The following is a 13,583-nucleotide window of genomic DNA, read 5'->3' as shown; positions in this document are numbered from 1 at the left end:
TTAAAACATAAGGTGGCGATGTTCAATTTTTGTTCTATTTTCATGACCAGCGCGCCCGACAAAGTTTCCGGTTTCTGCCGCGATTGCCTGAGCGAGCAATCGGCTGAGCGCACGCGTTGCCGGGCCTGCGGCAGTCCACGCCTCGTCTATCATCGCGAACTCTATGGCCTGACGTTGGCCCATATCGATTGCGACGCCTTCTATGCCTCGATCGAAAAGCGCGACAATCCGGAGCTGGCCGACAAGCCGGTCATCGTGGGCGGCGGCAAGCGCGGCGTCGTCTCCACAGCCTGCTATATCGCCCGCATTCATGGGGTCCGGTCGGCCATGCCGATGTTCAAGGCGCTGGAGGCTTGCCCGCAAGCAATCGTCATCCGCCCGAATATGGAGAAATATGTCCGCGTCGGCCGCGAAGTGCGCGCGCTCATGCAGGAGCTGACGCCGCTGGTGCAGCCGCTTTCGATCGACGAAGCCTTTCTGGAGCTCGAAGGCACGCAGCGCCTGCACCATGATCCGCCGGCCCGCATCCTGGCGAAATTCGCCAAGCGCATCGAAAGCGAAATCGGCATCACCATTTCGGTCGGCCTTTCCTATTGCAAATTCCTGGCCAAGGTCGCTTCCGACCTGCAGAAACCGCGCGGCTTTTCCGTCATCGGACGGCAGGAGGCGCTGTCGTTTCTGGAGCCGCGTCCGGTGACCACCATCTGGGGCGTCGGCAAGGCCTTTGCCGCGACATTGGAAAGCGACGGCATCCGCACCATCGGCCAATTGCAGACCATGGAAGAAGGCGACCTGATGCGCCGCTACGGCGTCATCGGCCAGCGGCTCTTTCGCCTGTCGCGCGGCATCGACGATCGCACGGTGCATCCGAACGAAGCGGCAAAGAGCGTATCGTCGGAGACGACCTTCTTCGACGATATTTCCCGCCATGACGATCTAGTGCCGATCCTGCGCGATCTCTCGGAGAAAGTGTCGCGCCGCTTGAAGCGCAGCGGCATTGCCGGGCAGACCGTCGTGTTGAAGCTGAAATCGGCCGATTTCAAAAGCCGCACTCGCAACCGTCGTCTGGAAGACCCGACTCAGCTTGCCGACCGCATTTTCCGGACCGGCCTGCGATTGCTCGAACACGAGACTGACGGTACGAAATTCCGCCTGATCGGCATCGGCGTTACCGATCTCTGCGACGCCGCCCGCGCCGACCCGCCGGATCTGATCGACGAACAGGCGACCCGTCGCGCCGCAGCGGAAGCGGCGATGGACAAGCTCAGGGAAAAATTCGGCAACAAGACGGTCGAAACCGGCTACACATTCGGCGGCAAGCGCGAGAGCTGAATTATGGCCGGCAGCATGTCCGTCTCTTCGTCGAAAAGTGCCGTGCGATTGGCTATTGCTTGCTCGTAGTTCGGCCTGATCGCAATCGCCTTTTCATAGCTCGCCAGCGCTTCCTCCGTGCGCCCCAAACGGCGCAACGCATTGCCCTTGTTATTATAGGCAATCGCATGGGCTGGCTCCAAGGCGATGGCGCGTTCGTAGCGGACGACGGCGCCTTCGAAATCCCTGACCGCGGCGAGGATATTGCCATATGTGCAATGGGCTGCAGCGGAGTCGGGACGCAGCTCCAGTGCCCGTCCGATCTCGGCTTCCGCCTCCCTGGCCTCGCCGCGCAGCAAAAGAAGTATACTCAGCCGATGCACAGCATCGAAATCTCCCGGGTTTTCGGCGATGGTAGCGCGACATTGCTTCTCCGCCTCGGCGCGGTCGATCACTCCTTGGTCGTCCGAGCTGATATCCTCAGCAGCATCGGACGAGATCGCCTGCCAGAGCGTCCGCGACGCCACGACTTCGCGGTAGAGCGACAGGGCCTCACTTTGTGCCGGCTCGATGGCAAGAACCTGCCGGCAGCCGATTTCGGCATCGCTCAGATCACCGGCGGAATACAGGTTCTTGATGCGGGCGAACACAAAGGGGAGGCAATGCTCGTCGAGCCGCTCGCCAAGGTTCCGCCCTGTCCGTGTGTTGATCCGGTAGCGCTCGATGCGCCGGCTGACGGAGCCGAAAATATACTTGTGCGGATAATCGCCGGCACCGAGATCGTAGATCCGAAAGCCGTTCTCTATCGCCCAGCGGATCGTATAGGCATGCAGCATCAAGCCCGGGGACAGATCTCGGATCGAGACATCACGGGCGCTGAGGAAACAGATCAGGCTCTTCCTGGGACGATCGAGAAGAACGGCGGAAGCGGCAATCGCTACCCCGTCCTGCCATAGAACCGGCAGAAAAAGATCACCGCTGCGAAAGCAATCCGGCAGAACCGACCGCGAATTGTCAAGGATGTAACGCATATAGCCGTGATTGCGACATCCCCATTGCTTCGACCAGAGGCTCAGCAGCGTCGCAAGATTCTCTTCGATGGTTGATGTGTCGGCATGCGTCATCCGCAGTGCCGCCGAGTCCTCGAGCGTTCGCAGGCAGTGGCGGATATTGCGCCGCGCCCGCCAATGCAGTTTCTCGTGCAGGAACGAATCGAAATCCGCAGGCAGCGTCACATGGACGTGGATCTCCGGATCGATCCTCTCGGCCGCATCCGATATCTGTATCGGGCGCTTGACCCTGTCGCCGACAAAGTCCTCTGGTGGAAAGCGGTCGAGGAAGGACTCGATGCGCGTGGACGATCGATCGATATCGTCGAGATGCAGACTGCACCAATGAAGGGTGCGAATGTGATCGGCAAAGGCTGAGACCGCACCACCGGCATGGGCCGGATCGCAGAGAATACCCGTATAAGGGGCGAAATAGGAGCCACCCAGGACGATGGTATTGTAGAAGCCGTTGCCCCTATCGAGCCCCGTACCGAGCTGAATTGGAAGGAAGGCCACATAGGCACCGCCCTCATCTTCCCTTGCCGCCAGCACGAGCCAGGCCAGGGAACGAGAGGCAAACCAGCTCGATATCCAGGTCCAGGATAGAAAACAATGTGCTTCCGGGTCGATCTCATAGATCCGATCCCAGTTGTCTTTCAGCCCCCGCAGATCTTCCAGCTTTTCGATCACGTCCACATGCATGTCGAACGCCCGCCCGGCTCCGCATCCTACAATTTAAGATTTACATAAAATACTTCCTGTCGCAATTGCGCCTATCGGACAGGCCTTTGCTGATGAAGCTGCAAAAGAGCAATTCAAGTGGACGGCTCGTCTTCAAGTCTTCCTTAAACTTCGAAGTCTAACGTCCGGCCATACGAGTATTGCGTTTTGGTATGTGTATATGAAGCCGCGTTTCCTTTTCGGGCTTGGCCTGCTGTCGGCCACAGCTCTCGTTCATCCTGCCTTCGGCCAGGAAGATGCCCGCACATTGCAGATCGTCGTATCGAAGGACCGGCAATCGCTTGCCGTCTATGACGGCGACAAGGTGGTGGCGACATCGAAGGTTTCGACAGGCAAGCGCGGCCATACGACGCCGAGCGGCATCTTTTCCATTCTGGAAAAAGAGGTCTATCACGAGTCCAACCTCTATTCGGCGTCGCCGATGCCCTTCATGCAGCGGCTGACCTGGTCCGGCATCGCCCTGCACGAATCCAATTCGGTGCCGAACTATCCCGCCTCGCATGGCTGCGTGCGGATGCCCAAGGCCTTTGCCAAGATGCTCTATCAGATGACGGAACGCGGCGTGCATGTTGTCATCGCCGACCAGCCGCTGGTGCCACAACCTTTCGAACATGCCATGCTGTTCCAGCCTGAAGTCGCGCCCGCCGCTGCTCTGTTCTCCGATATCGAACTGCGCCCGTCGACGGCGGCCTTCCTGCCGCAGGCGCAATCGGTGCAGGTCGCCACAAACGATGTCGCCTCCCTGCCCATGCCAAAGGCCATACAAGCACCATCAGCCGATCAGGCTCCGCTCGGCATCCTCATCACCCGTCGGGGCCTGCGGGAAAATGTCCGCGACCTACAGGGCATCTTGAACAGCATGGGCTTTGCGACAGGCACGCCGGACGGCATGCTCGGACCTGCGACGGTGCAGGCGATCGAGGATTTCAAGAAGGCCCATAACATCACGACATCGGGTGGCCTCGTCAGCCCGGCGCTGATGAAGGCTGTCTATATCCTCGCTGGCAAGGGCGAGCCGGCGAACGGCGAAATCATGGTTCGGCAGAATTTCAAACCGCTATTTGAAGCGCCAGCCATCATCGCCGAGCCGCAGGAAGCCCTCGGCACGCATTTCTTTACCGCCCATACGATCGACAAAGTGAACGGCAAGGCGGACTGGTTCGGCGTGACGCTGGAGGACGATCTTTCCAGGGATGCGAAAAAGCGGTTCGGCATCACCAGCGAGGAACAAGCCGAATCACTCGACGCCGCCGACCGTGCGCTCGACCGCATCACCATACCCGATGACGCCAGGCGCAAGATCCAGGACCTGCTGACCGCAGGTTCCTCGCTGACAATTTCCGACACCGGCATCGGCCCGGAAACCGGCGACGGCACTGATTTCATCACCATCACCAACCGCGGCGCCCTTGGGAAAAACGGCTAATGCATGTCGCGCAAAAGTGTGCGGCGGTTTTGCGAAAACGATATGCAAAAACAAGGAGCTAAAGCGTGGGAGCGAATCTGAAAGATCGCGACGAGCTTTAGACCAGCTCGACGTCGATCACGCCCGGCGCGGTGCGCAGCGCGGCCGCGATTTCCGGTGTGATGCGGTATTTCTCCGGCAGCGCCACCTCGACCTCGCGCTTGCCCTCCTCCTTGATGACGATGAAGGAGACCAGGCCGTCGCCCTTGGCGTTGAGGTGCGCGGCGACCGCTTTCAGCGGGCCGGAATCACGGACGTAGACCCGCAGCGCTTTTTGCATCTGCAGCGACTTTTCCTCCAGCGACTGCGCCGTTTGCAGGCGCAGGCTGATGCCTTCCGGCCGCTCGTCAGCCTGCGCGGTGATGACGAAGGATTTGCCGACTTCCAGCACGTCGCGATATTGATTGAGCACTTCCGAAAACAGCACGGCCTCGAACTGACCGGAGGCATCGGAGAAAACGAAGATGCCCATCTTGTTGCCGGTGCGCGTCTTGCGCTCCTGCTTGGAAATGACCGTGCCGGCCAAGCGGCCATTGCTCGCCCCCTGCTTCACCGCCGCAGAGAAATCGGCGAAGGTCTGCACGCGCATCTTGTTCAGCACGGTCTTGTAGGTGTCGAGCGGATGGGCGGTGAGGTAGAAGCCCAGCACCTGGAATTCGCGCAGCAGCCGCTCCGAGGCGAGCCAGGGGGTGAAAGGCGGGAATGAGATCTTCTCAGGTCCCGAGGCTGCGCTTCCGAACATGTCGGACTGACCGCTTCGCTTATTTTCCTGCGCAACTTGCGCATAGCCCATGACCCGGTCCAGCCCGCCGATCAGTTGGGCGCGATCGATGTCGAAACAATCGAAGGCGCCGGCGCAGATCAGGCTTTCCAGCACACGGCGATTGATCTGCTTCGGATCGATGCGCAGGCAGAAATCCTCAATGCCGGCAAAAGGCTGGTCGCCGCGCACCCCGACAATGTGGTCGACGGCGGATTCGCCGACGCCTTTAATGGCGGCCAGCGCATAATAGATGCGGTTCTCGCCCGTCTCGAAATGGCGGAACGAAGTCTGGACCGACGGCGCGATGACCTCGATGCCGAGACGCTTGGCATCCTGGCGGAAATCGTTGACCTTTTCGGTATTCGCCATATCGAGCGTCATCGAGGCCGCAAGGAACTCCACCGGATAATGCGCCTTCATATAGGCGGTCTGGTAGGAGACGATCGCGTAGGCGGCGGCGTGCGATTTGTTGAAGCCGTAGTTCGCGAACTTGGCGAGCAGGTCGAAAATGACGTCCGCCTGGCCCTTCGATACGCCATTCTTGACGGCGCCGTCGACAAAGCGTTCGCGCTGCTGATCCATCTCGGCCTTGATCTTCTTACCCATGGCACGGCGCAGAAGATCGGCTTCGCCGAGCGAATAGCCCGAGAGGACCTGGGCGATCTGCATCACCTGCTCCTGATAGACGATAACGCCCTGCGTTTCCTTCAGGAGATAATCGATCGTCGGATGGATCGATTCGATCTCTTCTTCGCCATGTTTGCGAGCATTGTAGACCGGGATGTTTTCCATCGGGCCCGGACGATAGAGGGCCACCAGCGCGATGATGTCTTCGATGCAGTCGGGGCGCATGCCGATCAGCGCCTTGCGCATGCCCGCACTTTCCACCTGGAACACGCCGACCGTCTCACCGCGCGAGAGCATGTCGTAGGTCGTCTTATCGTCGAGGGGAATGCTGGCGAGATCAAGCGTGATACCGCGCTTGGCGACGAAATCGACAGCTGTCTTCAGAACCGTCAGCGTCTTCAGGCCGAGGAAGTCGAACTTCACCAGGCCGGCCTGCTCCACCCATTTCATGTTGAACTGGGTGACCGGCATGTCGGAGCGCGGGTCGCGATACATCGGCACCAGCTTCGACAGCGGCCGGTCGCCGATCACGATGCCAGCGGCGTGCGTCGAGGCATGGCGATAGAGGCCCTCGATCTTCTGGGCGATATCGAGCAGACGGGCGACGACCGGTTCCTTGTCGGCCTCCTCCTGCAGACGCGGCTCCTCCTCGATCGCCTTGCTGAGCGGTGTCGGATTGGCGGGGTTGTTCGGCACCAGCTTGCAGATCTTGTCGACCTGGCCATAGGGCATTTCCAGCACACGGCCGACGTCGCGAAGGGCGGCGCGCGCCTGAAGAGAACCGAAGGTGATGATCTGCGCCACCTGCTCGCGGCCATATTTGGCCTGAACATAGCGGATCACCTCTTCGCGGCGATCCTGGCAAAAATCGATATCGAAGTCGGGCATCGACACGCGCGACGGATTGAGGAAGCGTTCGAACAGCAGCGAGAAACGCAGCGGATCGACGTCGGTAATCGTCAGCGCATAGGCGACCAGCGAACCTGCGCCCGAGCCGCGGCCTGGGCCGACCGGAATGTCATGCTGCTTGGCCCATTTGATGAAGTCCGCGACGATCAGGAAGTAGCCGGGGAATTTCATGCGCTCGATGACGCTGAGCTCGAATTCCAGCCGCTCGCGATAGTCGTTCTCCGTATAGCCCGACGCCATGCCGAGCGAGGCGAGACGCCGGTCGAGACCTTCGACCGCCTGGGCACGCAATTCAGCCGCCTCGGCGCGTTCAGCCTCCTCCGGATCGGCGGTGGCCCCGGTGAAGCGCGGCAGGATAGGCTTGCGTGTCTTCAGAACAAAGGAGCAGCGCCGTGCGATCTCGACGGTGTTCTCCAACGCTTCCGGCAGATTGGCGAAGAGCTTCGCCATATCGGCACGGCTCTTCAAATAGTGATCCGGCGTCAGGCGAAAGCGGGTATCGTCCGAAACGATGGCATTGTGGGCGACCGCCATGAGCGCATCATGGGCATCGTAATCATCGCGCGTCGGGAAGAAGGCCTCGTTGGTCGCGACCAGCGGCAATTCATGCTCATAGGCGAGCGCGATCATCTTCTGTTCGTGGCGGCGATCGTAGGTGCCGTGACGCTGCAATTCGACATAAAGGCGGTCGCCGAACAGGCTCTTCAACGTCAGCAGCCGCGACAGCGCCTGCGGCGCGTGGCCTTCCTTCAGCGCCATATCGACCGGACCGCCGAGCGAGCCGGTAAGCGCGATCATGCCGTCCGTGCCGATCTCCTTCAGCCAGGAGGCGGTAATATGGACTGCCTGATTGCCTTCGCCGCCGAGATAGGCGCGGCTGACAAGATCGACCAGCCGCTCATAGCCACGCTCGGTGGCGGCGAGCAACACGATGGACGGCAGCTTGGCAAGCGCCTGTTGCGGCCCGCGCTTTTCGCCCTCGACACCATCTTCCATGTCGATCGACACCTGGCAGCCGATGATCGGCTGCAGGCCCTCATCCATCGCCTTCTGGGAAAATTCCAACGCGATGAAAAGGTTGTTCGTATCGGTGATCGCTATGGCCGGCTGGCTATCGCCGGCCGCCTTCGCGAGAATCTTCTTCAGCGGCAACGCGCCTTCGAGCAGCGAATAGGCGGAATGGACGCGAAGGTGCACGAATTCCGGCGTATCTCCGACCGGCGCACCTGTTGCGCCGCTGCTCACCATATCCGCCATCATATGCCCTTCCGCATGCCCAAATGAATCGGCTGCATTCTCGGCATAGCGGACGATAAAGTCCAGAAGTTGACCTCATGAATCACGGGCGCATCGCGACACCCGTGGGGATAAGATTCACATCGCCATCACGATGAGGGAAAAGCTGGCGACAAACATGACGATGGAGGTGAATGCTGCAACGTCTCGAATGATATCGGTCATTTACGCGCTCCTTACTCGTTATGTTTCTTATTTGTTCTATTTATGTTCGAGAGTCAATAGCTGCATCAATAATTTTCATCCTCGGTATTTTGAAGGGTATCAATGGACGGAAGCACAACCCTAAGCTATCAAAACGCGAAGGAAGGGATCACCATGAAACCACTTGCCTGCGCTCTCATTCTGCTTTCGGTTACATCAGCGGCTCATGCGGAAAATACCATCACGCCGGACCGCATCATCGACGTAGCGGTCGGCGACTGGAACAAGGACGGTAAGCCGGACCTCGCATTGCTGGCGTTGGCCCCGCAAGACGACGAGACCACGATCGGCATCTATATTTATCTCCGCGACAAAGAACATGAGCTGCTCAAGCTGGTGACGACCGCACCCGACAAGGTATGGGGCCGCGGTGAGCCGGGCGGTATCTTCGGCCAGGAACCGTCGATCGCGGCTATGCCGAACGGTTCGATCGCAGTTATGTCCCAGAACGATGGGTACGGGCGCTACCGCTGGCATCAGACGCTCACCCTCGCCTTCCGCAACAATGCCTTCGTCGTTGCCGGCTACACCTATGATTTGCGAGACAATCTCAAGGCCGAGGAGAGCTATAGCTGCGACTACAATGTCCTGACGGGCAAGGCGACGAAGGGCGGCAGGGAGCTCACGGCCGAAGCCAAGACTATCAGGATCGAGGACTGGAACGACGATATCGGCCACAAGGGTTGTGGGCAAAACCCATAGCAGCGCCATTTGTTCACTATTTGTTCTTTACTTGTTATCAAAAGCGTGGCATTTTGATCCCTCATCATGGATGGAGAGGACCATGCCGGATCTTGCCGAGCTGAACGATTTTATTGTTGCCGCGAAGGCGGAAACCTATGTCGGCGATGGCGAGAGACTGCCGTCCTGCCGCAGTGGTTCGCATGATATCGGCTATGCCAGTGGCCGCTGGCGCTATCTCGACAGTTATTTCGGCGGCACGGATTTCGCCGGACAGGAGCTGATCTGGCTCGACGACGAACCGGTCTGGGCGATGAACTATTTCGGGCGGATCGTCGAGCGTGATCTGATCGACGCCACGGCTGCCGGGATGGTCATCAAGGCGGCGCTGATGCGGCTCTACCTGGATGAGAAACGCTTTCTCGGCGGTTACGAATTCGCGCATTCATTTGGCCATTATGTCGATCGCAGCACCGGTGGCTGCGATCATTTCATTGGCCATGAGGTCATCCTGGTGGACGGGCGCAAGGCGTATGAGCTGGATTACCGCGGCGGGCTGATCGTCCCGTAATTACACCGTCAGAATTCGACGACCTTGCCGTCTTGGATAGTCACACGACGGTCCATGCGTGCCGCCAGCTCGTGATTGTGCGTGGCGATCAGCGCTGCGAGCCCGGACTGGCGCACGAGCGCCTCAAGCGCGTCGAAGACATAATGCGCCGTATCGGGATCGAGATTGCCGGTCGGCTCGTCTGCCAAAAGCACCAGCGGTGCGTTGGCGACGGCGCGGGCAATGGCGACACGCTGCTGCTCGCCGCCGGAAAGCTCGGCCGGGCGATGCTCGGCACGGTGACCGATGCGCATATAGTCGAGAAGCTGGGCAGCGCGAGCGCTCGCCTCTTTCTTGGAGAGGCCGGAAATCAACTGCGGCATCATGATGTTTTCCAGCGCGGAAAACTCAGGCAGCAGATGGTGGAACTGATAGACGAAGCCGATCTCGCTGCGACGGACGGCGGTGCGCTTTTCATCGGACAGACCCTCGCAGGCCTGGCCGTTGATCGTCACCTCGCCACCATCAGGATGCTCGAGCAGGCCGGCGACATGCAGAAGCGTCGACTTGCCCGTTCCCGACGGCGCAACCAGCGCAACGATCTCGCCGCTGGTCAAGGCGAAATCGGCACCCTTCAGGATCGACAGCCGCGTTTCGCCCTGCCCGTAATGACGCTCCACGCCCGTAAGCTGGAGAACGACGTTGCGTTTGATCAAATGTGGAATTCCTTATTCGTACCGTAGCGCCTGCACCGGATCGAGCCGCGAGGCACGCCAGGCCGGAAAGATCGTGGCAAGGAAGGACAGCGTCAGCGCCATCACGATCACGGAGATGGTCTCGCCGAGATTCATTTGCGCCGGCAACTTGCTGAGGAAGTAGACCTCGGGATTGAAGATCACCGTGCCGGAAATCCAGGAGAAGAACTGACGGATCGATTCAATGTTGAGGCAGACAATAACGCCAAGCGCAACGCCGGCGACAGTGCCAACTACGCCGATCGCCGCCCCTGTCATGAAGAAGATGCGCATGATCGCCCCCGACGTCGCGCCCATGGTGCGCAAAATGGCGATATCGCTTCCCTTGTCCTTCACCAGCATGATCAGGCCGGAAATGATGTTAAGCGCAGCGACGATAACGATCAGCGTCAGGATCATGAACATGGTATTGCGTTCGACCTGCAATGCCGAGAAGAAGGTCTCGTTCACCTGCCGCCAGTCGGTCAGAAAGACCTGCCGTCCCGCGGCCGCTTCGATCTGCGGCCTGAGTTCGTCGACATCATCCGGGTTGCTGACGAAAAGCTCGATCTTCTCGACGATCCCTTCGACATTGAAATAGAGCTGCGCCTCCTCCAGCGGCATGAAGACCACGGAGGCGTCATATTCCGACATGCCGACTTCGAAGATGCCGGAGATCGTATAGGCCTTGACACGCGGATTAACCCCGAAGGGCGTCACGTCGCCATCCGGCGCAGTCAGTGTAATCTGATCGCCGACCGTCAGACCCAGTTGCCGTGCCAGGCGCGAACCGACCATGACGCCCTGGCCGGCGGTGAAGCCCACCATGTTGCCATCGACGATATGGTCCGAAACCGTCTTGAGCTTGGTGAAGTCTTCGGGCCGGATGCCGCGGACGAGCGCACCGGTGCCGGAACCGCCGCGACCGGAGGCAAGTGTTTCGCCTTCAACCAACGGCAAGGCCATGGTGACGCCAGGAACGGCAGCGAGTTTCTGCGCCAGCACGGCATAGTCATTCAGCGGCGTATCCACGGGCTGAACAACGACATGGCCGTTGAAGCCGAGAATCTGCTTGAAGAGCTCGGCGCGAAAACCATTCATGACCGCCATGACGATGATCAATGCCGCGACGCCGAGCATGATGCCGACCAAAGAGAAGCCGGCGATGACCGAGATCGACGCCTCCTTGCGCCGGGCGCGCAGATAGCGCCAGGCGACAAGCCGCTCGAAGCCGGAGAACGGACGCGATGACGGGCCGGTCTTGAAAGCCTTACCCTGCTGCTTCACTGCCGCGTCTGCCGCCATTCGCTTCTCATCCTATCGTTTTATCAGCCTGCCAGCCGATTGATCGCCGCTTCGATGGTCATCGTTTCGCGGGCGCCGGTCTTGCGGTCCTTGACTTCCACTTCGCCGTTCGCGACCGAACGCGGCCCGGCGATAATCTGCACGGGCACGCCGATCAGATCGGCAGTGGCGAATTTCGTTCCGGCGCGATCGTCCGTATCGTCAAGCAGGACATCCTTGCCGGCCTTCGAGAGCGCAGCATAGATCGTCTCGCAAGCTGCATCGCAGGCCTGATCGCCAGCCTTCATGTTGATCACGACGGCATCAAAGGGCGCGACCGAGGCCGGCCAGATGATTCCGTTTTCATCATGCGATGCTTCGATGATGGCGGGAACAAGGCGTGTCGGGCCAATACCGTAAGAACCCATGTGGACGGCATGTTCCTTGCCGTCGGGACCCTGCACTTTCGCGCCCATCGGCTCTGAATATTTGGTGCCGAAATAGAAGATATGGCCGACTTCGATACCGCGGGCCGACAGACGCTCGCCGTCCGGAATGGCGTTGAAGGCCGCCTCGTCGTGCATCTCCGAGGTCGCCGCATAAACCGACGTCCATTTGTCGAAGACGGCTTTCATGCCCGCGACATCGTCAAAATTCGTGTCTTCCGCGGGGATGTCGAAATTGACGAAATCCTTGTGGCAGAAGACCTCGGATTCGCCGGTGTCGGCGAGAATGATGAATTCATGACTGAGATTGCCGCCGATCGGGCCGGTGTCGGCGCGCATCGGAATGGCTCTAAGGCCCAGCCGATTGAAAGTGCGTAGATAGGCGGCGAACATCTTATTATAGGAGTGTACGGCACCCTCGAGCGTCAGATCGAAGGAATAGGCATCCTTCATCATGAATTCGCGCGAGCGCATGGTGCCGAAGCGCGGACGGATCTCGTCGCGGAACTTCAACTGGATATGATAGAGGTTCAACGGCAGGTCCTTGTAGGACTTGACGTAAGAACGGAAGATGTCGGTGACCATCTCCTCATTGGTCGGGCCGTAGAGCATTGGGCGCTCCTGACGGTCCTGGATGCGGAGCATCTCTTTGCCATAAGCGTCATACCGGCCGCTTTCCTGCCAGAGCTCGGCCGACTGCAGCGTCGGCATCAAGAGCTCGATGGCGCCGGCGCGGTTCTGTTCCTCGCGGATGATATTGTTGACCTTGTTGAGGATACGCTTGCCCAACGGCAGCCAGGAATAGATGCCTTGCGACTGCTGGCGGATCATGCCGGCACGCAGCATCAGCCGATGAGAAACAATTTCAGCCTCTTTGGGATTTTCCTTCAGAATGGGCATGAAGTAACGAGACAGACGCATGGGCTTATTCCAGATGGTTTGACGTTCCGCACCGGCGGAATCGTTAGAAATTAACTTCTGGAGGCGTTCATAACTGCTTCGGCGCAGGAAAGAAACCCGCATTTAACGCGAGTAAACCGGGCGAACACCCACAAACGCGGGCGAACCTCATATGTTTCTATAAATTCGAAAAAATGCACGTTTATAAGTATTTGACGGGGAAATCTGTCAACAGAAAAATTCTACGCGACTGTAGCAAAAATGCAAAAAAACAGATGACAAAGCTCAATCTTTGAGCTAATTTTAGCTCACAAAAGAGGCAAGAAGGTTAATTCTTGTCGTTTCGCGGTCAAGTCTTGGGAGGATCAGATCTTAGGCGCGCTCGTTCGCAGCCCCGGCAACGGATAAGGATCACGCGATACTTAAAAACAAGGCTTACAGCCTTGTTTTTTTTTGCTTTTCTACCTCATTTAACCATCAGCTTTTTAAGCGGGAAGGCTTTGAATCCTTCTTCTACCGCAGCCAAGCTGACGTAACGGAATCACCACCGTCGCGCCGCCTCTTTGCCTCAAATAGATGACAACGGTATGACGGATTGCACGCTATTCAATAGCGCATGATTT

The 13,583-nt window shown here is 59.0% G+C and carries 9 protein-coding genes; 4 read left to right on the top strand and 5 right to left on the bottom strand.

Translation table 11 applies throughout. The features are described from left to right. Window positions 1-42: 42 nt before the first annotated feature. On the top strand, window positions 43-1,332 hold the full coding sequence (locus C9E91_RS07725; protein ID WP_107108118.1) for a DNA polymerase IV: 1,290 nt from the start codon (window positions 43-45) through the stop codon (window positions 1,330-1,332). Here the strand turns inward: C9E91_RS07725 and C9E91_RS07720 are convergent. Further along, window positions 1,302-3,062: a GNAT family N-acetyltransferase gene (locus tag C9E91_RS07720; RefSeq protein WP_107107754.1), complete on the bottom strand. Its 1,761-nt coding sequence runs from the start codon at window positions 3,060-3,062 to the stop codon at window positions 1,302-1,304. The genes C9E91_RS07725 and C9E91_RS07720 overlap by 31 nt on opposite strands. Window positions 3,063-3,261: 199 nt before the next feature. Here C9E91_RS07720 and C9E91_RS07715 point away from each other — a divergent pair, with 199 nt between their 5' ends. Further along, complete coding sequence (locus C9E91_RS07715) at window positions 3,262-4,527, top strand: L,D-transpeptidase family protein (protein WP_107107753.1); 1,266 nt, start codon at window positions 3,262-3,264, stop codon at window positions 4,525-4,527. A 97-nt stretch (window positions 4,528-4,624) separates the two neighbouring features. On the opposite strand, the gene dnaE is transcribed toward C9E91_RS07715, so the two are convergent. Further along, complete coding sequence (gene dnaE / locus C9E91_RS07710) at window positions 4,625-8,122, bottom strand: DNA polymerase III subunit alpha (protein WP_107108117.1); 3,498 nt, start codon at window positions 8,120-8,122, stop codon at window positions 4,625-4,627. 357 nt (window positions 8,123-8,479) lie between these two features. Between dnaE and C9E91_RS07705 the strand changes: the two genes are divergently transcribed. Both C9E91_RS07705 and C9E91_RS07700 read left to right on the top strand, forming a co-directional pair. Then, a complete protein-coding gene (locus C9E91_RS07705) occupies window positions 8,480-9,067 on the top strand; it encodes a hypothetical protein (protein WP_107107752.1) in 588 nt (195 codons plus the stop codon). An 82-nt stretch (window positions 9,068-9,149) separates the two neighbouring features. Beyond that, window positions 9,150-9,617, top strand: coding sequence for a DUF5680 domain-containing protein (locus tag C9E91_RS07700; RefSeq protein WP_107107751.1), 468 nt, complete (start codon window positions 9,150-9,152; stop codon window positions 9,615-9,617). An 8-nt stretch (window positions 9,618-9,625) separates the two neighbouring features. Here the strand turns inward: C9E91_RS07700 and C9E91_RS07695 are convergent, their stop codons facing one another. The 3 genes from C9E91_RS07695 to proS are packed head-to-tail and all read right to left on the bottom strand — an operon-like array spanning window position 9,626 to window position 12,981. Next, complete coding sequence (locus C9E91_RS07695; protein WP_107108116.1) at window positions 9,626-10,309, bottom strand: ABC transporter ATP-binding protein; 684 nt, start codon at window positions 10,307-10,309, stop codon at window positions 9,626-9,628. A 15-nt stretch (window positions 10,310-10,324) separates the two neighbouring features. Beyond that, a complete protein-coding gene (locus C9E91_RS07690; RefSeq protein WP_107107750.1) occupies window positions 10,325-11,635 on the bottom strand; it encodes a lipoprotein-releasing ABC transporter permease subunit in 1,311 nt (436 codons plus the stop codon). Between the two features lie 23 nt (window positions 11,636-11,658). Continuing rightward, window positions 11,659-12,981: a proline--tRNA ligase gene (proS, locus tag C9E91_RS07685; protein ID WP_107107749.1), complete on the bottom strand. Its 1,323-nt coding sequence runs from the start codon at window positions 12,979-12,981 to the stop codon at window positions 11,659-11,661. Window positions 12,982-13,583: the final 602 nt, after the last annotated feature.

Source organism: Rhizobium sp. SEMIA4064, assembly GCF_003025035.1.
Taxonomy (GTDB): domain Bacteria; phylum Pseudomonadota; class Alphaproteobacteria; order Rhizobiales; family Rhizobiaceae; genus Rhizobium; species Rhizobium paranaense.
This window is presented reverse-complemented; position numbering and strand designations above follow the sequence as displayed.

Excerpts from the sequence above, each read along its gene's own strand:
- C9E91_RS07725 (WP_107108118.1), top strand. The coding sequence starts at position 43 with ATGACCAGCGCGCCCGACAAAGTTTCCGGTTTCTGCCGCGATTGCCTG.
- C9E91_RS07720 (WP_107107754.1), bottom strand. The coding sequence starts at position 3,062 with ATGCATGTGGACGTGATCGAAAAGCTGGAAGATCTGCGGGGGCTGAAA.
- C9E91_RS07715 (WP_107107753.1), top strand. The coding sequence starts at position 3,262 with ATGAAGCCGCGTTTCCTTTTCGGGCTTGGCCTGCTGTCGGCCACAGCT.
- dnaE (WP_107108117.1), bottom strand. The coding sequence starts at position 8,122 with ATGGCGGATATGGTGAGCAGCGGCGCAACAGGTGCGCCGGTCGGAGAT.
- C9E91_RS07705 (WP_107107752.1), top strand. The coding sequence starts at position 8,480 with ATGAAACCACTTGCCTGCGCTCTCATTCTGCTTTCGGTTACATCAGCG.
- C9E91_RS07700 (WP_107107751.1), top strand. The coding sequence starts at position 9,150 with ATGCCGGATCTTGCCGAGCTGAACGATTTTATTGTTGCCGCGAAGGCG.
- C9E91_RS07690 (WP_107107750.1), bottom strand. The coding sequence starts at position 11,635 with ATGGCGGCAGACGCGGCAGTGAAGCAGCAGGGTAAGGCTTTCAAGACC.
- proS (WP_107107749.1), bottom strand. The coding sequence starts at position 12,981 with ATGCGTCTGTCTCGTTACTTCATGCCCATTCTGAAGGAAAATCCCAAA.